This is a genomic window from Bacillus sp. BD59S (assembly GCF_007363175.1).
Classification (GTDB): domain Bacteria; phylum Bacillota; class Bacilli; order Bacillales; family Bacillaceae_G; genus Bacillus_A; species Bacillus_A pacificus.
Genome location: NZ_CP034686.1, coordinates 2,890,714 through 2,911,718, shown reverse-complemented (window position 1 = coordinate 2,911,718; position 21,005 = coordinate 2,890,714). Strand labels below are relative to the sequence as shown.

Genomic DNA, 21,005 nt, shown 5'->3' with positions numbered 1-21,005 from the left:
GAAAATATGTATAATGTATATTTTCTCGATTGTGGACATGCAATTAAGCATATCCCTTTTTAATGTGATATTGAAAGAAATAAAGAAGCTGCAATTGGATATGTTTTACTTATAATAATTTGGATAAGGATGTTATAACATTGGAGGAATTTAAAATGGGAAAGAGTGAAATGTTTCAAGATTTTAATTTTAAATTAGTAGTAATTGAAGCTTTATTAGATAAAGAGCCACTATTTCAAAAGGAATTGAAAGATTTAATAGATAAGTATACGAATAATTTCGAATGGTATGCAGGAGCTGGACCAATTGTTGAAATCAGAGATTTTTTAGAAGAGTTAACTTTGGAAATAAGTGATTTGGAAAAGATTGAATCCCTTTGCTTTGATGGTGGGAATGAAATTTATCATATTTTAAAGCCTGATTGGGACGGTGAAGACAGTTTATTTGATGTTATATCTGTTGAAGGATTTCAAAATCTAAAAAATTTAAAAACAGTGGAATATATTTCAATGTGTTACCCAAAAGTATTAGAACCATTTAAACAAGCTGGAATAGAAATTGAGGATTAATGAGGGACAAGTTATATAATAATGGAAGTGATTCTTATTTAGAAAGAGTCACTTTTTCTTATGCAACGAACAAAGCAGAATGGAGGATACTATGATACTAATTGATAAAGATGGTGAAGGCTACTGGAGTAAAACTGTTGATTTAGGCATTTTAGGTAAATTCAATAGCATTTTTATAGATTTAGATGGATGCGATATAACAGGGGCGACGGATAATATGACTCAAGAAGAAAAGGTAGAAAAGGCTACAAAATATTATGGTAATAGATTCAAAGAGTTAGAAACAAATGTTGGATTTATAAATGAGCAATTTCTAATGTGGGTTATAACGCATTTATGCGATATAGAATATCCATTTTGGGAATTTGGTGATGAAGATGAAAGTAGTGAAGATTATCCAGATTATATAGTAAAAGAAGAAATAAAAAGATTCGAAGATGAAAATGGACAATTGCAACATGATCCGTATAGTCCAAGTCCGATTTATAGAGAAATTCAAAAATATAATGCATATAATAATGAAGATAATTTATTAAGCTATGAAATCATAACGAAATATTTACCGGTTCTTGATTTCAAAAAACTTGTAGATACAATTAGACCTAATAGTATAAATACATTTGAAGATAACATAAACTTTCAAGTGAGTAGTGAGGCTTGTGGTGGAATGTTACTTTGTGCTACTTACGGAACAATTTATGCTAATAATGAGCTAGAAGTTACGCATAATTGTTAGTACAAAGATTACTGATAGGTATATTGCTACACATCTATTAACTGAAAAATATTAATTACAATCGGGCGTAAAAAAGTGATTCATAGTAAAAAATGGATTTTTCACTATTCAAATATGGTTACATCTGAATTTAATGAAGATTTCTTCTACAAAAGTAGTAGCTTTTTTGGAAACAAAAGAGAAAATAGAAGATGTTAAAATGACATGTATATACGTTCCATATATTTATATTTGCTGCGCAATAAACTATCATCTTACATAAGTTTATACCACATATTCACTTTTATTTACAAAAAAATACTATTAATTATTTTTGGATAATTGTTATAATATAATTAAATTGATATAAAAGTTTTTTCTAGATTATGTATTTGAAGAATTCTCATGCAAAAAGAGCCAGTTCTCAAGTAGAGAACTGGCTCTTTTTTGAAGAAAAATAGAATTAGATGTACATAATGGGATAGCAGAATTCCACAAAAGAATCTGTATGTATCCACAACAGTAGTTATATATGACGGAATTTTTGAACTTATAAAAAGATTAAGAGGCGATAGAAAATGAAAAGATATATTAGTATAAAAGGCATTGGCACATATCTTCCAAAACGAAAAGTAGATTCTCTTGAAATAGATCGTATGCTAGACGTACCAGATGGCTGGACGTTAAAAAAAGCTGGGGTAAAAACACGATATTTTGTTGATGGAGAAACGTCTTCTTATATGGGGGCGGAAGCTGCAAAAAAAGCTGTAGAAGATGCGAAGTTAACATGGGATGATATTGATTGTATTATTTGCGGAAGCGGAACGATTCAACAGGCGATTCCTTCTACTGCATCACTTATTCAAGAACAGCTCGGGCTACAGCATTCTGGTATTCCATGTTTTGATATTAATTCAACATGTCTAAGTTTCATAACAGCACTTGATACAATTTCATACGCAATTGAATGCGGGAGATACAAAAATGTTGTTATTATTTCTTCTGAAATTTCTTCTGTTGGATTAAATTGGGGACAAAATGAAAGCAGTATTTTATTCGGTGATGGTGCGGCAGCTGTTGTCATAACAAAAGGCGATCACTCATCTTCTATTATTGCTTCCCATATGGAAACATATAGCTCTGGTGCGCATTTATCAGAAATTCGTGGCGGTGGAACGATGATTCATCCTAGGGAGTATAGTGAGGAACGAAAAGAAGACTTCTTGTTCGATATGAATGGAAGAGCCATTTTTAAACTATCTTCTAAGTATTTAATGAAGTTTATCGACAAGCTCCTTATGGATACTGGTTATTCTCTAGCCGATATTGATTTAATTGTTCCTCACCAAGCAAGTGGACCAGCTATGAGACTTATTCGTAAAAAATTAGAGGTTGATGAAGAGCGCTTTATGACCATTTTTGAAGACTACGGTAATATGATTTCCGCATCTATTCCAATCGCTCTTTTTGAAGCCATTAAGCAAAAGAAAGTGCAACGCGGAAATAAAATATTATTATTAGGTACTTCTGCAGGACTTTCTATCGGGGGCATCCTTCTTGAATACTAAGAAAACAGTATTAATTACAGGGGCACGTGCACCAGCAACTTTGCATTTATGCAGACTGTTTCATAACGCCGGACATACCGTTATTGTTGCAGATAGTATTCCGTATCCGTTAAGTAAAGTTTCAAAAAGTACGGATTACTTTTATGAAATCCCATCTCCAAAGTGGAAAACAAATGAAAGTATTCGTGCGCTACTATCCATTATTCAACGTCACAATGTAGATTTGCTTATTCCTACTTGTGAAGAAGTATTTTATATATCTAAATATAGAGAGGAATTAAGTGCATTTTGTCATGTATTAGTAGATGATTTTCAAAAACTTTCACTACTGCATAATAAGTGGGAATTTATTCAGTTTGTAGCGAATTTAGGGTGGCAAGTACCTGCAACATATAGAATAGATGATGAAGAAGCGATAAGTTCAATGATGCACAAAACACCCGCTCATACTCCTTTTGTACGAAAGCCGATTTACTCCCGGTTTTCTGATAAAGTGGAATTTATTACAAAAGAGGCTGCTCTAAAAGAAAGCATGATACGTAAGCCGAATTATATTATGCAAGAGTTTATACGAGGAACACAGCATTGTTCTTACAGTATCGCACAATCTGGGGAAGTGTTAGCGCACTCTACGTATAAAACAGAATTTACGGCAGGCTTAGGTGCTACCATTGCGTTTCAGCATATGAATCATCCTAAAATTGATCAGTTTGTTACGCATATTGTAAAAGAGTTAAATTTCTCAGGACAAATTGCCTTTGATTTTATCGTTACAGAGAATGGAGATGCGATTCCAATTGAATGTAATCCACGTACTACAAGTGGATTACATTTATTCGATGAGGAAATATTGCCGGCTTTCTTTCATGAAACAGTAAACAATACACGTATTCCAAGACCAAACTCTGAGTGCGCAATTCGGTTAGCGATGCTTTTATATGGATTTCCTTATTTAAAAAGTAAACAAAAACGTAAGCGATGGTTAAAAGTTCTATGCTCTTATCCAGATATCGTTTATCGTCACAATGATTGGAAACCATTTTTTTATCAGTTTTTTAGCATGTATAAATTATGGCGTGAAAGTTATAAATATGAACGGACTATTTTAGAGCAAACAACATATGACATATCGTGGGATGGTGAAGATTTATGAAAATGCTAGTAACTGGTGGAACGGGCTTTCTAGGACAAAAACTCGCCTTTCGACTGAAGAATATGGGCTATGAAGTAACGGCAACAGGGAGAAATAAAACAATTGGTAAGGTATTAGAACAAAATGGAATTGAGTTTGTTCATTGTCCTCTTGAAGACAGGGATCGTGTGCTACAAGTTTGTAAAGATAAAGATTATATCTTTCATAGCGGGGCACTTTCTTCCCCTTGGGGCAAATATGAAGATTTTTATAATGCGAATGTGTTAGGAACGAAACATATTATCGAGGGATGTCAAAAGTACGGTATAAAACGCCTGATCCACGTATCAACACCAAGTATTTATTTCTATTATGATGAGCGACAAAATGTAGTAGAAAACGCGAAACTTCCTGCTACATTTGTAAATCATTATGCAACAACGAAGCACATGGCTGAACAAGCTATTGATCAAGCTTTCATGCATGGTTTACCAGTTATCACAATACGTCCGCGCGCTTTATTCGGACCAGGAGATAATGCGATTCTTCCGCGTCTTATTAAAGTATGTGAAAAGGGTGCTTTACCGAGAATTGGTACTGAAAATGTTCTCGTTGATATTACGTATGTTGAGAATGTTGTAGATGCTTTACTTCTTTGTATGCATTCCCCAAAACATACATTAGGTCAAAAGTACAATATAACAAATGACGAACGTGTAAATTTATATGAGGTCATAGAAAATGTAATGAAGCGTCTTGATAAGGAAGTAAAATATAAAAAAATTTCCTACAAAACCGCTTTTTCACTAGCTGCTATACTAGAAGGAATCTCAAAAACTATTTTATTCGGAAAAGAACCTATTCTTACAAAGTATACTGTTAGTGTCCTTTCAAAAAGCCAGACATTAAATATTGATAAAGCTAAAGAAGAACTAGGATATGCTCCAAAGGTTAGTATAGAAGAAGGAATTACAAAATTTGTAGACTGGTGGAAAATACAATGAAAATCAAATCTTTAAAGCTATATGATACAGGATATTGCACACATCCAGAAAAAATCGCATACTCCAAGGGCAGTTGGAAACAAATTTGTTTTCCAGCAACAGTAGGATTACTCCAGCATCCAGAATTAGGATATATTTTATTTGATACTGGATATGCAGGACACTTTAAAGAAGCGACAAAAAAATTCCCTTACTCTGTATATGCAAAACTGACGCCTGTTCATTTTACGGAAGCGCAATCGATTAAACAGCAACTTCTTCTTGATGGTATTCAGCCAGAAGAAATTAAATATATTATTCTTTCTCATTTTCATGGCGATCACACAGCTGGTTTACCCGATTTTCCAAAAGCGAAAATACTAACCTTCGCAAAAGCTTATGAGGATATTAAAAAGAGAAGTAAATTTGGTGCCCTATTAAAAGGGTGTCTAAAAGATACACTGCCGATGGATTTAGAGCAGAGGATGTCATTCATTGATCAAACTCCATCCCTTAACTTACCTTCTACATATGGAAAGTTTGAAGAGGGGTATGATGTATTTGGTGATGGTTCATTATTTGCTGTTGATTTAACAGGACATGCAACGGGACAATTTGGTTTATTCGTTCATTTACAGAGTAATAAAATTGTCTTTCTTTGTGCAGACGCAGTGTGGCTAAGTAAAACGTATCAAAACCTTGTATTTCCTAGTAAGATTGCCAACCTTTTAACGAGCGATCCAAAGTCTTACCGAAAGAATATCGAGAATTTACACCATTTATCACAAACATCACCTGAGATTGAAATTGTACCAACTCATTGTGAACATACATGGGATAAAATTAAAGCAGGGGTGTACTATGAATAAACTAAGTATTCTCAAGCAATACTTGAAAACAAAATATGGCTCGAGATTTTCAAATCGTAAACAGTTGGAACAGTTTCATAAACAACAAATAGAAAAACAACTTTTGTTCACGATAGAGGCGTCGCCTTTTTATCGCCAGTTATATACGCCGTTTTTACATGAAATTCAAAAGGGGAATTTGGCTGCACTCCCAATTATTGATAAAGAAGTAATGATGGAACATTTTGATACATTAAATACAGTACATATTTCAAAGGAAGAAGCGTTTCATGTAGCATTTGAAGCAGAAAAGACCCGGAATTTCTCACCAACCATTCGCAATATAACTGTCGGTTTATCATCAGGCACTAGTGGAAATCGTGGGGTTTTTCTCGTTTCCGAGGAAGAACAAACGTTGTGGGCTGGCTCGATTATTGGAAAGGTGCTTCCTTCCAGCATTCTACATAAACACACGATTGCTTTTTTCTTACGTGCAAATAGCAATTTATATGAAGCGACAAAAAATAAGCGAATCTCATTTCATTTTTTTGATTTACTAGATTCGTTTCAGCAGCATATCACGCGATTAAATGAAGTAAAGCCATCTATTTTAATTGCACCTCCGTCTATGTTACGGAAAATCGCTTACTGGCAGCAAGAAGGACTGATTACAATTTGTCCAAAGAAAATTATCTCTGTAGCAGAAGTGCTTGAAGATATTGATAGAGACTTTATTCGTGCAACTTTCAAGCAGACAGTACACCAAGTTTACCAATGTACAGAAGGTTTTCTTGCTACCACCTGCGAGCAGGGGACATTACACATGAATGAAGATCTCGTTCATATTGAAAAAGAATACTTAGATCAAGAGAAGGGGATATTCGTTCCCATTATTACTGATTTCATGAGGAAAACACAGCCGATTATACGCTATCGTCTCAATGACATATTAATTGAGAAAAAAACGCCGTGCAGCTGCGGCTCACCTTTCTTAGCATTAGAACGTATTGATGGTCGATGCGATGATATATTTATTGGAATAAGTGAAGTGGATCATAGTGAAATATTTATTTTTCCAGATTTCATTAGAAGAGCAATTTTGTTTGCATCTAGTGACATTCAAGAATTTAAAGTAATACAACATAGCGTAGACAAAATTGAAATTAAACTTAAATCACTACCTGAAAATCTCGAATTATGTCAATCAAAGGTAATGCAAGAATTACATACACTATGGTCTACGAAAAAGTGTACGATGCCACAGTTCTTCTTTTCACATTACGATATTCAAGTATATGATAAAAAATTAAAAAGAATAGAAAGCCTTGTAAGACGTGGTGAATATAAATGATTCAGTTACATGATGTTCATTCTTTGCATAGTATTGATTGGGAAACCAAAAAAGATGGAGCATATGTGCGAGATAGTTTCCTGCCTCTTTTTCAAAAGGGCGTTCCAGCATTTATTAAAAACGTTAACACGGAGCTCTTTCTATTAGAGATTGATGATCTCATCTTGCCAGTTACTCTTAATAACGCAGAGTTCGAAAATTCATATGTATGTTCTCCTTATACGCATTACGTATCTTATGCGTTAGAAGAGCTATGGGAGTTGAAAAAACCATGGCTAGAGAAGCTATTAACCTATCCGATTCATCTTATGGGAACTTGGCTAAGACGAACGAATATAAATAAAGTCATTGTCGTAAATAATTGGATGCTTTCAACAAATCTTTATCACTCTATCAACGAACAACAAATCGAACAAATAACGAAATTATTAGTTAAAAAATTTCCAGATCATACCATTCTATTTCGCTCTTTAAATAACAAATTATATCCCGTAACGACAGAAGCACTAGCTACAGTCGGTTATAATAAAATTATGTCTCGTTCTATATACTTATTTGATCCGAAACACTATAAAAAAATGAATAGAAAAAAACGAAAAGACTTATTAAATGATAAAAGTTTATTAGAGAAAAGCAATTATGAAATCATTACGAATGAAGAATTAACAAAAGATGATATTTTACAAATTTCCCAGCTATACAACCAACTATATATTGAAAAATATTCCGCCCATAACCCAATGTTTACACCCGCTTATTTATGGAATGCTCTTCAGCATCGTTTATTTGAGATAAAGGCCATAAAAAAAGGGGATACAATTGATGGTGTCATTGCTTATTTTATTCGGGATGGAGTTATGACAACGCCGATTCTTGGCTATCATACAAACTCTGATCAGCAACAAGGTTTATACCGTATACTTTCCCTCCTTATTACAATGGATTCTATCGAAAAAGATTTAATTTGTCATTGTAGTGCTGGAGCTGGAGAGTTCAAACGAAATCGTGGTGCAACACAGCAGATTGAATATAGTTATGTATATAACGCTCATTTACCACCTAGCGAACAAAAGGTATGGAAAGTATTAATGTGGATATTAAATACATATATAGAACCGATGGCAAAAAAACATCGCTTTTAAACAAAAAGACTTTTATGATTGCTTGTTACCAGGAACTCTTTATTTTAGTGTAGCTGTAATACCCACGCTATGGAACTTATATAGTATATTTTTTATAATTTATTTTATATGTATCGTTTGGATGAAAGAGAGAAGTGCTTGAAGAGTAGTTCTCTTTTTTATTAAGTTTTTGAAACAGCCCATTATGTACATACAGTAAAGAAGTAGAAGATTAGTAGGCATGGAGAGAAATCTTTATGTCCTTTTTTATGAGGATTTTTAATTTTTAAAATATATTGTAAGAAATAATTTACAATTTGTAAAAAATAAATTACAATTATCTAAAGAGGTGTTACTATTGTTGCATAATAAAATTGTAGTTTGTCGAGCAGAAAAAGGTTGGACCCAAGAAGAACTGGCAACAAGAGTGGGAGTTAGTCGTCAAACTATCGCTACTCTTGAAAAGAATAAATATAACCCTTCTCTAATTCTTGCCTTTAAAATCGCAAATGCATTTGAAAAGCCGTTAACCGACGTATTTGATTATCTAGAGGAGTGATACATATGTTTTTGTTAAAAATTTTATTATTTGTTTTAATAGTGATAAGTAAGATGTATGTAATAAAATTTCAATCAAGTGATGAAGCAAATGACGAAAGAGGAAGAGAAATTCTATATAAAACAAATAATGCTTTGTACAATATTCTATATTTAGGTATCCTTGCCATTATTGTTTTACAATTAATTGATATTATTCCTTTGAAATTTCTACCTGATTTGTTATTATATTTTGCACTTTCATTAAGCGTGTTAGGCAGTATTTTTATATTTATCAACAGAAACAGTAAAAATTACTAATACGAGTTAAGTGTTTAATCTTGTTCTGTTAGCTGATTGAACAAAATGGTTTTTTAGTAAGCTACATAAAATAATCAATCTTTTTCATAAAAATTTAAGGAAGCCAAAAGAACCCACACATTTTAATCAAAATGTGTGGGTTCTTCTTTTTATAAAATGAATATTTGTAGTGTGGAATATATCCAATTGATTAACCAAACTAGTATTTTAGGGGCTTTAACTGAAACAATACATATAACTTCATATCGATCTTGTTAATGAATTTCATTGCTCTCGGATAAAGGACAATAGTAGATCTTTGATTTTTATTACAATTTTGTAAGGTTAAGTAATAAAAATCGATAGAACGGGATATTGGAATGGGATACTCTGATTAATGGTTAGAACATTCTGAAAAAAAGAGAGGTGAAGCAAATGAAGAATAGACAAAAAGCATCGATAATATGCAAAAGTATTTTATGTTTAATCATTTGCATATTGATTACGAATGAAGCATGGTTTACAAATGTGGTGAGGGCAGAATCGGGCACGTTGACTGATAGGAGTATAGAGGATTTCAAAAAAAAGCTAGATGAACAGGTACCAAAATGGCAGGGGAATTATAATGTACCAGGGGTTGCAATAGGAATTGTACATGAGGGGCGTATTGCTTATACACTTAACTATGGTTATGTAGATAAAAAGACAAAAAAAGCGGTGCGTGATGATACTTTGTTTCAGGCTGGTTCCATCTCTAAAAGTCTTACAGCGTGGGGAATCTTGCATCTTGTAGATGAAGGTCGTTTATCACTAGATGATCCCGTTGGAAAATATCTGACCAAATGGAAATTACCTAATTCAGAGTTTAATAATAATGAAGTCACGATCAGAAGATTATTAAGTCATACAGCAGGGCTGTCTGCACATAAAGGATACCTTGGGGTTGCACCAGGGAAACATCTTGATTCTACTGAGGAGTCTCTGTCTGGAAAAGGATGGCTTAATGAACCAGTGGAGGTTACCAATAAACCAGGTTCAGAAACAATTTACTCTGGTGGCGGATATACAATTTTACAACTTGTAATTGAAGAGGTTACCGGAATACCGTTTAATCGTTATATGAAAGAGCAAATTATGAATCCTTTAGGAATGAAATCAAGCTCATTCTTACAACGTCCTGAAAATCCTAATCTTTCGAAAGTCTATGGATATTTTGGAGAGGAGCTCCCTAGTTACCAATTTACCGAACAGGCTGCTGCAGGTCTCAAGACAAATGTTACGGATATGATGAGATTGATACTTGCAAGCATGGATGCAAATAATAAAGGGAGTGGTGTCATCAAAAGTGAACGTGTTGAAGAAATGCAAAAGCCAGTATTAGGGGAGAATGGTTTAGGTATATTTGAAAAAAAACTATCTAATCAATGGAAATTACTTTATCATTCTGGTGACAATCGAGGCTGGCATTCTTTTTATGGTTTCATTCCTAATACAAAGGATGGATTGGTAATCCTTACAAATGGTGAAGGTGGTATAGACTTACGACAAGATATTTACCACGCATGGATTGAATATGAAACGGGAAAATTACCTGAAAGTTACTTCGCTCTAGCTGAGCAGAGAAAAAGTAATTCCATTGTATCAATTGTTATTGGAGCCATACTTAGTGTATATTTGCTGTTATTTGTGATTAGATTGTACAAAGGTAGAAGAACGTTCATTTTTAAGCAAGAGAAGAAATCCTACATTGAATTAGTAGTTAGGACATTTTTACTTATTATTACTGCTATTCTCGTTTTTTGTGCTGCCTATTTGTGGAGAGTTTTCAGCTTGAATTCCGGTAATACAATAAATTTCATTCTAATAATGGTATGGATTATAACATTATTAATTAGTGGATTTTTCCCGAAAATTAAAAGTAATAAAAAACAACGTATGAAACGAAAAGATTTAACATAAAAATTTACATTTATGTAATGTTTAAGGTTAGAAAGCTAGATTGGCGTGAATCGCTAATTGCGGTTTGCAAAAAACGACAAAATCTCTTAAAAAACACTTAACTTTTAACTCCATCTATCTTTACAATGCCTCCCTATAATGTGAATTGGACAAGCACCTAAGAGAAAGCAGAACATGTCAGTTTGTACATTCTATTATTAGGGGGAGAATTTGTATGAAAAAGACAGTTGCTTCGTTATTGGTTATGACGGCATTATTACCGACGTTTTCAGCACATGCGGAAGGGAAAGAGCAAGTTCGAAAATCGGCTACAACTTTTAATGTTATTAGTGATATTCAAGGGGATTTAGGGGATTTTGATCACGTATTAAAAGATATGAACAAAGTGACGCCACTTTCTAGAGCACTTATTATGAATGGGGATATAACGCCAACGGGACAACAGTCACAATATGATGATGTGAAGCGTGTGTTAAACAAAAATAAGCATCCAGAGAATGTATGGTCGGCTATTGGGAATCATGAGTTTTATGCTGGTAAATGGACAGCTGATGGGAAGCTCTCTCAAAGTACATGGCCAAATGGTGTAACTGAGGAAACTTTATTTAACCGCTATCTGAAATTTAGTGGACAAGAAAAGGTATATCATAAAAAAGAATTAGACGGTTATCCGCTTCTATTTTTAGGAACTGAAAAATATATGAAATACCACGATTCAAAAATGTGGGACGAAGTATATATGAGTGATGAGCAACTAGGTTGGTTAAAACAAAATTTAGAAGAATACAGTCAAAAAGATAAAAATAAGCCAATCTTCATTTTCTCTCATCACGTTTTACCTGATACTGTGTCTGGGTCAAGACAATCACCATATTTACAGGACTATTTAAACGTTGATAAATTGTACGATATATTAAAAGACTATCCGCAGGTCGTTTTCTTCACGAGCCATACGCATTGGGATTTAAACTTACCGGACTGGGCTGGTAAAAAGAAAATTGCAGGCGGAGATAAAAAAGGATTTACTGTTGTAAATACGGGCGGAATTGAAACGGGCTGGATGTCGGCTGGACCAAATGGCGGAGAGAAAACTGCTCCTGATGGCTATTCATTTAAACAAGGGTTGCAAGTGAAAGCATACGGTAATGATGTGATTGTAACAGCTTACGACTATAAACGTGATAAGGATATAAAGAAGCTATTAATTAGTGATGCGAAAGTCGCACAAATGGCACCAAATGTAACCGCTGATGATAGTAAAAACGTAATCGTCGGTGCAACGGAGTATATGGAGTATAATGTAGAAGGAGCGGATGAGTGGCATACTTATAATCCAGGAAACCCGCCCAAATTTGACGGGGACAAAACCGTATACGTACGCCATAAAGGCGAAATGAATTTAGAACCAGGATTAACACAGCTACTTCGATTTTCTGCAAATAAGTGATTGGAAGAGGGCCTACTTTTTAAAGAGTGGGCTCTTTTTGTTTTGTCATTTTTTGTCGATAAGTCGATATATTGAAAAAATAGTTGATATATTTCAAGTTATGAACGATATATTTGAAAAATCGTCGATATAAATTTCATGTACCGTAATATGGTTAAAATCATTATTATAATTTCATGTGCCGTATTGAAGATAAAACCTTTAATGCAATTCCATTCGCCAAAACAGAATTCCAACATATTTTTACCCCAGAAAGATGACTTCATCATTTTTACATGTAATAATAGTATCGTTACATACATTGTGAAAGAAGTACAAAAGGAGCGTTATTCATGAATTTAGCTAAATTCCCGAGAAAAAAATATACAGAGTCATATACACCAATTGAAAAATTAAACAATTTTTCTGAGGCACTTGGTGGGCCGACTATTTATTTTAAACGAGATGATTTACTTGGTTTAACAGCTGGTGGTAATAAGACGAGAAAGTTAGAGTTTCTAGTTGCGGATGCGCAGGCGAAGGGTGCAGATACGTTAATTACAGCTGGCGGCATTCAATCAAATCATTGCCGCCTAACACTTGCAGCTGCGGTAAAAGAAAAAATGAAATGTATTCTTGTATTGGAAGAAGGGCTTGAGCCAGAAGAGAAGCCAGACTTTAACGGAAACTATTTCTTATATCATTTATTAGGTGCTGAAAATGTCATTGTTGTACGAAACGGAGCAGATCTTATGGAAGAGATGCATAAAGTCGCGAAAGAAGTTAGTGAAAAAGGTAGTACACCATATGTAATACCAGTTGGTGGTTCAAATCCTACTGGCGCAATGGGGTACGTTGCTTGTGCGCAAGAAATTATGGCGCAATCATTTGACCAAGGAATTGATTTCAGTTCAGTCGTTTGCGTAAGCGGTAGCGGCGGTATGCACGCTGGTTTAATTACAGGTTTTGCTGGAACACAAAGTAACATTCCAGTAATCGGCATTAACGTAAGTAGAGGAAAAGCAGAGCAAGAAGAGAAAGTAGCAAAACTTGTAGAGGAAACTTCAGCTCACGTTGGCATTCCAAACTTTATCCCGCGCGAAGCTGTTACATGCTTTGATGAATATGTAGGACCAGGTTACGCGTTACCAACGCCGGAAATGGTGGAAGCAGTGCAATTACTTGCGAAAACAGAAGGTATTTTACTGGATCCAGTGTATACAGGTAAAGCAGTAGCGGGATTAATCGACTTAATTAGAAAAGGTACATTTAAAAAAGAAGACAAAATTTTATTCGTACATTCAGGTGGTTCACCAGCTTTATATGCGAATACGTCTTTATTTGCGTAAGTGTAAAAAGCATTGGGTATCCAATGCTTTTTGTTATATAATGGAATTATTAGAAGGTGAGAAGGGGAGTATATGAGTTCAAATTTAAAATGGATTATATACACGGTACTTGATTGAAATGAGGTAGATGAATATGAAGGATAGAAATTTATCTGTAGTTTTTATCGCCATAGTTATATTCATAGTAACGGGCTGTTCCAATATAATAGGAAATGAAGATCAAACAATCAAAGTGCAAAAACATGTTGATAATAAATATGAAGATTTGAAGGTAGTTACAGATAATAAGCAAGTTCGGCAAGTAAAGAAAATATTAAATGATGCTCATTTTGAAAATAAAAAAGTGGAAATGTCTCGTCCAGCTGATTATCACTTTATTTTTCAATTTAAAAATCCGAAAATAGAGGCAAAAGCTGTGTTGTATCAAATTTGGATAAGTCCTAATAAGGATAAAATAGAAATCATAGCGGGGAATAGTCAGTACGTTCAATTAGAAGGGGAAAATGCAGCCACGTTGTTTCAGATTGTTACAGGGGAGAAGTTAGTTGAATAAATGTATATGGAGTCTACAGTTTTTTGTTTTGGAAGATACTTAGTTTTCAAGAAAAATAGCCATCTTTTATATTGGAATAAACTCTGAGAGCGAATTAAACAGAAATTGAACCTTGACTTGATGAACGTGAAGTTTTACCCTTATAAATGCAAAAAAAACACCTTAAAGCGTCCATTAATCCGCTAATGAAAATAAAACTAGTAAATATATTGTTTTTACAAAGATTCGATGGTATGTTTAATTTTCTCAATATAATATTTTGCTTATATAGGAGTGGCTATTTGAATAAATTTATATTATTGGTTTTATTGGTTACATGCTGCCTTACTATTGCAGGATGTTCTAATAATAGGGTTATAACAAAGAATGAGTCAAAAACTTCAACACCTGTAAAGGTTGAACGTATCAATAAAGCGTGGTACAAACGTATATAATAGTTTAAAGAATTTTAAAATTGTTGATGATAAAAGGTCATAAGGTGAAATGAGTTAGCCTAATAGTAGATGTTGTGAACTTTGGTGAAAAGCGAAAAGCATAGGGAATTCTATGTTTATAAAAATACGATATTAAAATGTTCACAAAAAAGAGTCTACATGTAGACCCTTTTTTGTGGATATTTTTCATAAATAGAAGACATGCTAAGGTGCTGTGCTCTAACTTGAACCTACTAACATTTATTTCACTAAGTTAAAGTTCATGGAGAGTACCACTCTTCAAAATTCAGGGAATGCTAGGGGCCTGTAATAGCTCGATTGATGTGGTTCCTTTTCCACTTTATCTACCATATTTATATATCTTTCTATAAAAAATCTAACTTTTAACGATTAAATGAGATAAATCCTAGTTAAAAACAATGAAATTTCAGGGAAAATAAGGTACACTATTCAATGGTTTTGGTTTAAAATCAATTGACGTTAATGTATACGGGGGAAAGATTGATGAACAACAATACAGTAAATGAATCTGTTGAAAAAGTTGAGAAAAAACGGGTAAGATCCAAAAAACGTTTTACAAATTGGAAGCTTATCGCAGCAGGTGGCGGTGTACTTGCACTTCTCCTTGGGGGAATGAGCTATTATCAGGCAACTCACTTCAATTCTAATGTTACGATTAATGATACAAAAGTCGGTGGTTTGAGCGCTGATCAGGCAATACAGAAATTAAAAACATCTGGATTAGCAAACAAAGTCTATATTGATAAAGAACAAATTTTAGATGAAAAAGAGACAAAGACGGAACTGACGGAAAAAGATTTGCCGCAAGTTAAGAAACTATTAAAAAGCCAGTGGACATTTTTCCCTTCTTCAAAGGAAAAAGATTATTCATTGTTACCGAAAGAAGCGGATCAGTATCGTAGTGAAACGATGAAAAAACTTGTAGAAGAAAAGCTTGTTTCCATGAATGAAAAATTAAAAGCACCTCAAGATGCTATGGCGAAGCTTGAACAAGGAAAAGTTGTAATTTCGAAGAGTGTTGATGGAAAACAGTATGACGTTGCGAGTTTACTAAAAGATTACGATAAGCAGAAACATAAAAGCGAAATCCATCTAAAGTCTGCATACATACAGCCTATTAAAGAAGACGATCCGATTATTAAAAAAGAAGAGAAAGCATTACAAAATCTTCTTACGCAGTCTGTTGATTATAAAGTGCAGGATGAAGTGTATTCGTTAAAAGCGAAAGATTTAATTCAAAACGCGTCTATGTCAAAAGATATGAAGGTGACAATCGATGCGAGCGAAATTAAGAATAAGATTGCTGAAATTAATAACGCTAAATCTACATTACATAAAGACTTCGCTTTTAAAACACATTCTGGTTCGGTTATATCAGTAAAAGGTCAAGGATACGGCTGGGCACTAGATGTGGAAAAAGAGACAAAACAAGTTCAACAAGCCTTTGAGAAAGGTGAAAAATCACTTTCTGCTTCTAATATTCACGGAAATGGTTGGGAGAAGGAAGGGATCGGTTATAAAACAACATCGAATAATGGTATTGGAGACACATATGCAGAAGTTTCCATTGCAGATCAACAAATTTGGATTTACAAAGATGGGAAATTAGTCGTCACAACAAATGTAGTAACGGGTAAACATAGCACAGGTGAAGATACATCACCAGGTGTGTGGTACGTTCTATACAAACGAACACCATATACGCTAAGAGGCAGCGCAGTAGGGAAAGCTGATTATGCAGTGAAAGTAGATTACTGGGTTCCATTCACAAATAGCGGTCAAGGATTCCACGATGCCGGCTGGCGAAAAGACTGGGGAAGTAATGCTTATTTAACAGGAGGATCAGGCGGGTGTGTAAATCTTCTTCCTAACGTTGCAAAAACTGTGTATGATAGTTTGAACACGTATGATCCAGTTATCGTGTACTAGAATATAATTGCGCATTAAAAACTTAAACGAGTAAACAAAGCAGGAAATTTTACCTGATGGTCCATGAAAAAACACCTCTTGCATTCGCATACTAAGTGTGCAAATGCAATGGAGGTGTTTTTGTTTGAAGACAAGAGTTCATTGCTTATAAGAAGCAAAGTGGAGAGAGATTCAGATGAAGAAACAGGTTTTCAAATAGTCAATAAAATTGACACTGAATATCATTTTCATTTATGATGGAATCGTCGTATGTAAATAGATATGATTTTCGTGAAAAAGTTTACTAATATAATAGATTTTTATTAAGGTGTCACATTCAAAAACTATCACTAATTTTTTCAAGAATTTAAAAGTAGGAAAGGGTAATATAAAATGAACTGGAAAAAAGGCGGATTATGGATTATTATTTTTTTCATTGTAAAAGGAACGATTTCTACACTTTTAATCGTTACAGGTGCTAAATATTTTGATTTATCATGGATGCAACTTGTCGTATTGATACTGACTTTATTAGTGATTTCTCTAATAAGCCGAAAATTGCTGTATAGATATAAACAAAACAAAAAGCAAAAAGAGCTAAATATATAAGGAAGCCCCAGAGATCTTTGGATTTCTGGGGCTTTACTTATTCAATAGTGAGTTTTGGCTCCGTGATACGAATGGTATACCACATCAGTTTTATCGGTTGTAAATCAAAAGAAAGATATATTTACAAGGACTCTTAACAAGTCTTACGAACCCAAAAGTCTCTTTATTCTTTATTGCATTTCTGCCGCAGTTTATAGATACAAGGGCTTCAGGTCCTATACCTTTTATCATTTTAGGAATTACTTTTACAGTAACTGGACTATTGTGGTGTTTATTTGTTGCTTATTTCTCTTCCTATGTCACCAAAAAATTAAGAGGAAATCAAAAGGTAGGAATGATTCTAAATAAAGTAACAGGACTGATTTTTATTAGCATGGGGTTAAAGTTGCTTCAAACGAAGGCTCCTCAATAAACATGAATAATAAAAAAATGCCCCCCTTTTAAGAGATGTTATTTTTAATTTAAGTTAATTTCTATATATTAAAAAGCCCCTTCAAATTTGAAGGGGCTTTTTGCTTGTTATTTTGGTTTATCTAAAAATTTATCCCATAGGGCTTGATGTATTTTAATCAATTGTCATGTATATATGTGTCCTCCAATAACAAGGTTAAATCCATTCAGTTCGTCATCGTAGCTTCGTTATCTTGCTATTACATTCCAAAATGCGTACAACAGCGTGCCTGCAAGGTTATACTGATGCTGGAGGTGATTCAAAGTAACATACAATCGGAAAATGAATTCGAAACAAACTAATTAATAAACTGATTCTTACAAGCAAATTCAATCCGTATATCAATTGATTTATAAATGAATGCGGAAGTATCTTTCGGAAGGTGAGCTTTTCATTAGCCAGGTAATTTTTAAACATCAAGTTTTCATTTTGAAACTAAACTCGCTTGTATAGCAGGTTTCGAATTTTTATGTGGTACACACATTAGTTGAAAGATAGTTTTTGCCTACTCTGACTTATATCGTAAACTTGATAATTTATAAAGATGGATTTAACGGGGGGATATTATGAAAGGTAGCAAACATTTTAATTTTCACAAGCTTTGGCTAGGACAGTCTATAAGTTTGTTAGGTACTCAGTTTACAATAGTAGCTTTGCCACTTTTTGCATTAGAGGTGTTACAAACAAGTGAAGCAAATGCTGCTATGCTTCGTGGGGTTATATTCGTCCCTTACCTAATTTTTGGGTTAGTAGCCGGTGCTTTAATAGACATTTTTCATAGGAAAAATGTTTTGCTAATTTGTAGTATATGTCAAGGCATATTGTTTTTATCAGTATTCATACTTACTGTAACAAATATAATAACGTTCCCTTTATTGGTGTTTATCATGTTTTTAAATGGAATATTCACCACGTTTTACAACATTGCCATTCCTTCTTTCTTACCGGAAATCGTAACAGATAAAGACAACTTAAAAAAAGGAAATGCTCAACTAGCACTTTCGGAGTCTCTTTCTATAGTAATTGGTCCTATGCTAGCTGGAATCGTCATTACTCTAGTCGGATTAACAGGATCGTTTACTGTTGACGCAGTAACGTATTTTGTTTGTTTTATGTTTGTATTATTTATTTCAAAGTTTAAACCGCATACAGAGGGTTCTTTAAAAGACGTAAATTTAAAATCCATATACGAAAACATATATGAGGGTTTGATATATTTCAAAAAACACCCTGTATTAGAGCCAATTGTGACATGTGGTGCTGTTTACGGTTTTTTTAAATACATACTAAATAGCATTTTAGTAATATTCCTTTATAAGGTAATGGGGCTATCTGAAATTGAAATAGGATTTGTTGTAGGTTCAGCAGCGGTAGGGTTTTTAATAGGTAATACGGTTCTCATGAAAAAGAGTCAACAAATTAATAATACAAAAATGCTTATTTATAGCGCTACTGTATCAGTTACCGGTTTGGCTTTTATACCGATAATGGGATATATGGGAACAGTTTACGGTATAGTAGCCGCAAGTATCATACATGGTATGGGAGAAGGTGTATTTGGCCCTTACGCTGCAACTATAAGACAACTTGCCTCACCAAATCACATGCTGGGCCGAGTAAATGCTGTACAGCGCACGCTTAATTGGGGAGCTTGGGCATTGGGAAGTTTTGCTAGTGCATTTTTAATTTCTATATTCGGGCTTCAAACTACGTTATTTATAGGAGGTTTCGGAACAACATTGTGTTTAGTTGCGTTGTTAAGACGAGGCGTATCAAAAGGAACTGACATTGAATATACGAGTTCATTTTAGAGGGGATGATTATGATGCATAAGGTATTAAAAGGAACTGACATAGAAAATAGACCACACATTTTATTTATAGGGGGATGGACAAAACCTATACAAGATGCATTAGACAGTGGGTATACTGTTTCGTATATAGGCTCTTACGCTAAACACATATATTTTGATGGAGTTATCTTAGAAAAATGTTTCTATAAAAAAGAATTAGACACAACAAACATACCCTTGTCTATATACTATGCTGAAGAATTATTTAAAGAGCGACCCTTTCATGTGGTTGTGTCTTTTAACGAAACAGCATTAGATACGGCTTGCATAATTGCAAAGATTTTTAATGTTAAAGGACCTTCTTACAATGCTAATATGATAACTCGCAATAAAGACATGATGCGTGAAATTCTAGCAGGTAAGGACTTTTCGATAGATTCGACAGTTTGTAATAATACTGAAGACATTAATGAATTTTTGAATAAAAAAGATAGTGTTATAATAAAGCCGCCGATTGGGGCAGGGGGGAAAGGAGTATGTAAGCTAAACTCGGGAGATGACGTAGGGGTGTTTATTAAAGAAAATGGTATTCAACTACCTGTTTTAGTGGAAGAGTATGTGGAAGGTGATATAGTTTATACGGTTGAAACCGTTTCTTATAACAAAAAACATTCTATACTTGCTATATCAGCTGAAGTATGTAAAGAAGATACATTTATAATAAACTATACGATTATGCCAGCACCTATAGATGAATCTCAAAAACAATTCATTATGGAGAAAGTAATGTTATTTTTAGACGATATAAAAATGGAAAATGGCATTACTCATACAGAAATAAAGTTAGACAAACAAAATAAGCCAATAATTATAGAGTCTCAAGTTAGAATAGGTGGTGGCAACATCTGGAAAATGGTGGAACTAACAACTGGCATATCTCAATTTGGATACTATTATGATGCGCTAGCTACTGAGATTATAGATGAATTTAGATGTGTACCTTCAAAATATCAAGCTATGTCTTTAAGCTTGATTCCAAAACCAGGTTGCTTAAAAGAAATCAAGTATAAAGAGTTAACTAACATATCCGAGATCGTATTAATTGATCTAGTAGTAAAAGAGGGCGACACCATACCAACTATTGTAGATAGTACGCAACGCAAAGGGTCTATATTATTTACGGCTAATGATATAAAACATATGTATGAAGTTGCAGAGGAAATATGTAACAAAATAACGTTTGTTTATGAGGATTTCTCAGAATGGAAACCTTCTTTTAAAAATATATGTAAAAAGAAATGTGGCAAATGACTGGTCTATATAAAGAGAGGAATTTTTGAATTCCCTGATAGTGCTAAACCTAAGCAAAATAATTAACC

The 21,005-nt window shown here is 33.8% G+C and carries 18 protein-coding genes and 1 pseudogene; all 19 read left to right on the top strand.

Translation table 11 applies throughout. From position 1 onward, the window contains the following. Positions 1 to 155 precede the first annotated feature (155 nt). The 19 genes and pseudogenes from EKQ63_RS17075 (at position 156) to EKQ63_RS16975 (ending at position 20,937) form a co-directional block, all read left to right on the top strand. Positions 156 to 569, top strand: coding sequence for a DUF6892 domain-containing protein (locus tag EKQ63_RS17075; RefSeq protein WP_062822207.1), 414 nt, complete (start codon positions 156 to 158; stop codon positions 567 to 569). A 91-nt stretch (positions 570 to 660) separates the two neighbouring features. After that, positions 661 to 1,305, top strand: coding sequence for a hypothetical protein (locus EKQ63_RS17070; RefSeq protein ID WP_143881310.1), 645 nt, complete (start codon positions 661 to 663; stop codon positions 1,303 to 1,305). A gap of 557 nt (positions 1,306 to 1,862) precedes the next feature. Further along, complete coding sequence (locus EKQ63_RS17065) at positions 1,863 to 2,852, top strand: beta-ketoacyl-ACP synthase III (protein WP_143881309.1); 990 nt, start codon at positions 1,863 to 1,865, stop codon at positions 2,850 to 2,852. Next, the gene (locus tag EKQ63_RS17060; protein WP_140168654.1) at positions 2,842 to 4,005 is read left to right on the top strand and encodes an ATP-grasp domain-containing protein; all 1,164 of its coding nucleotides are present in this window, start codon (positions 2,842 to 2,844) and stop codon (positions 4,003 to 4,005) included. Before EKQ63_RS17065 ends, EKQ63_RS17060 begins: the two co-directional genes overlap by 11 nt. Beyond that, positions 4,002 to 4,988 carry an NAD-dependent epimerase/dehydratase family protein gene (locus EKQ63_RS17055; RefSeq protein WP_087953144.1) on the top strand — a complete coding sequence of 329 codons (987 nt, stop codon included), beginning with the start codon at positions 4,002 to 4,004 and terminating at the stop codon, positions 4,986 to 4,988. Before EKQ63_RS17060 ends, EKQ63_RS17055 begins: the two co-directional genes overlap by 4 nt. Next, on the top strand, positions 4,985 to 5,836 hold the full coding sequence (locus tag EKQ63_RS17050; RefSeq protein ID WP_087996098.1) for an MBL fold metallo-hydrolase: 852 nt from the start codon (positions 4,985 to 4,987) through the stop codon (positions 5,834 to 5,836). The genes EKQ63_RS17055 and EKQ63_RS17050 overlap by 4 nt, the downstream gene beginning before the upstream one ends. Beyond that, entirely contained in the window at positions 5,829 to 7,166 is a 1,338-nt protein-coding gene (locus tag EKQ63_RS17045; protein WP_143881308.1) for a F390 synthetase-related protein, read from the top strand. The genes EKQ63_RS17050 and EKQ63_RS17045 overlap by 8 nt, the downstream gene beginning before the upstream one ends. Then, positions 7,163 to 8,308: a hypothetical protein gene (locus EKQ63_RS17040; RefSeq protein ID WP_143881307.1), complete on the top strand. Its 1,146-nt coding sequence runs from the start codon at positions 7,163 to 7,165 to the stop codon at positions 8,306 to 8,308. The genes EKQ63_RS17045 and EKQ63_RS17040 overlap by 4 nt, the downstream gene beginning before the upstream one ends. 337 nt (positions 8,309 to 8,645) lie before the next feature. Next, positions 8,646 to 8,846, top strand: coding sequence for a helix-turn-helix transcriptional regulator (locus EKQ63_RS17035; protein WP_000903048.1), 201 nt, complete (start codon positions 8,646 to 8,648; stop codon positions 8,844 to 8,846). Positions 8,847 to 8,851: 5 nt separating this feature from the next. Next, positions 8,852 to 9,145, top strand: coding sequence for a hypothetical protein (locus tag EKQ63_RS17030; protein ID WP_016108765.1), 294 nt, complete (start codon positions 8,852 to 8,854; stop codon positions 9,143 to 9,145). 414 nt (positions 9,146 to 9,559) lie between these two features. After that, positions 9,560 to 11,083 carry a serine hydrolase domain-containing protein gene (locus EKQ63_RS17025; RefSeq protein WP_088327761.1) on the top strand — a complete coding sequence of 508 codons (1,524 nt, stop codon included), beginning with the start codon at positions 9,560 to 9,562 and terminating at the stop codon, positions 11,081 to 11,083. Between the two features lie 214 nt (positions 11,084 to 11,297). Beyond that, positions 11,298 to 12,530 (top strand): DUF4073 domain-containing protein, encoded by a 1,233-nt coding sequence (locus tag EKQ63_RS17020; RefSeq protein ID WP_143881306.1) that lies wholly within the window; start codon positions 11,298 to 11,300, stop codon positions 12,528 to 12,530. A gap of 332 nt (positions 12,531 to 12,862) precedes the next feature. Then, a complete protein-coding gene (locus EKQ63_RS17010; protein ID WP_087953151.1) occupies positions 12,863 to 13,858 on the top strand; it encodes a D-cysteate sulfo-lyase in 996 nt (331 codons plus the stop codon). 133 nt (positions 13,859 to 13,991) lie between these two features. Further along, entirely contained in the window at positions 13,992 to 14,411 is a 420-nt protein-coding gene (locus tag EKQ63_RS17005) for a YhfM domain-containing protein (protein WP_140168653.1), read from the top strand. A gap of 938 nt (positions 14,412 to 15,349) precedes the next feature. Then, positions 15,350 to 16,795 carry a L,D-transpeptidase family protein gene (locus EKQ63_RS16995; protein WP_143881304.1) on the top strand — a complete coding sequence of 482 codons (1,446 nt, stop codon included), beginning with the start codon at positions 15,350 to 15,352 and terminating at the stop codon, positions 16,793 to 16,795. Between the two features lie 372 nt (positions 16,796 to 17,167). Next, on the top strand, positions 17,168 to 17,383 hold the full coding sequence (locus EKQ63_RS16990) for a hypothetical protein (protein WP_016717976.1): 216 nt from the start codon (positions 17,168 to 17,170) through the stop codon (positions 17,381 to 17,383). A gap of 109 nt (positions 17,384 to 17,492) precedes the next feature. After that, positions 17,493 to 17,795 (top strand): annotated as a pseudogene (locus EKQ63_RS16985) (LysE family translocator); the annotation flags it as partial. A 605-nt stretch (positions 17,796 to 18,400) separates the two neighbouring features. Next, positions 18,401 to 19,645 (top strand): MFS transporter, encoded by a 1,245-nt coding sequence (locus tag EKQ63_RS16980; RefSeq protein ID WP_087996086.1) that lies wholly within the window; start codon positions 18,401 to 18,403, stop codon positions 19,643 to 19,645. A gap of 5 nt (positions 19,646 to 19,650) precedes the next feature. Further along, on the top strand, positions 19,651 to 20,937 hold the full coding sequence (locus tag EKQ63_RS16975) for an ATP-grasp domain-containing protein (RefSeq protein ID WP_176398070.1): 1,287 nt from the start codon (positions 19,651 to 19,653) through the stop codon (positions 20,935 to 20,937). Positions 20,938 to 21,005: the final 68 nt, after the last annotated feature.

Coding starts and splice junctions, on each gene's coding strand:
- EKQ63_RS16980 (WP_087996086.1), top strand. CDS start 18,401: ATGAAAGGTAGCAAACATTTTAATTTTCACAAGCTTTGGCTAGGACAG.
- EKQ63_RS16975 (WP_176398070.1), top strand. CDS start 19,651: ATGATTATGATGCATAAGGTATTAAAAGGAACTGACATAGAAAATAGA.
- EKQ63_RS17005 (WP_140168653.1), top strand. CDS start 13,992: ATGAAGGATAGAAATTTATCTGTAGTTTTTATCGCCATAGTTATATTC.
- EKQ63_RS17050 (WP_087996098.1), top strand. CDS start 4,985: ATGAAAATCAAATCTTTAAAGCTATATGATACAGGATATTGCACACAT.
- EKQ63_RS17055 (WP_087953144.1), top strand. CDS start 4,002: ATGAAAATGCTAGTAACTGGTGGAACGGGCTTTCTAGGACAAAAACTC.
- EKQ63_RS16990 (WP_016717976.1), top strand. CDS start 17,168: ATGAACTGGAAAAAAGGCGGATTATGGATTATTATTTTTTTCATTGTA.
- EKQ63_RS17040 (WP_143881307.1), top strand. CDS start 7,163: ATGATTCAGTTACATGATGTTCATTCTTTGCATAGTATTGATTGGGAA.
- EKQ63_RS17065 (WP_143881309.1), top strand. CDS start 1,863: ATGAAAAGATATATTAGTATAAAAGGCATTGGCACATATCTTCCAAAA.
- EKQ63_RS17070 (WP_143881310.1), top strand. CDS start 661: ATGATACTAATTGATAAAGATGGTGAAGGCTACTGGAGTAAAACTGTT.
- EKQ63_RS17030 (WP_016108765.1), top strand. CDS start 8,852: ATGTTTTTGTTAAAAATTTTATTATTTGTTTTAATAGTGATAAGTAAG.
- EKQ63_RS17025 (WP_088327761.1), top strand. CDS start 9,560: ATGAAGAATAGACAAAAAGCATCGATAATATGCAAAAGTATTTTATGT.
- EKQ63_RS17010 (WP_087953151.1), top strand. CDS start 12,863: ATGAATTTAGCTAAATTCCCGAGAAAAAAATATACAGAGTCATATACA.
- EKQ63_RS17075 (WP_062822207.1), top strand. CDS start 156: ATGGGAAAGAGTGAAATGTTTCAAGATTTTAATTTTAAATTAGTAGTA.
- EKQ63_RS17045 (WP_143881308.1), top strand. CDS start 5,829: ATGAATAAACTAAGTATTCTCAAGCAATACTTGAAAACAAAATATGGC.
- EKQ63_RS17020 (WP_143881306.1), top strand. CDS start 11,298: ATGAAAAAGACAGTTGCTTCGTTATTGGTTATGACGGCATTATTACCG.
- EKQ63_RS16995 (WP_143881304.1), top strand. CDS start 15,350: ATGAACAACAATACAGTAAATGAATCTGTTGAAAAAGTTGAGAAAAAA.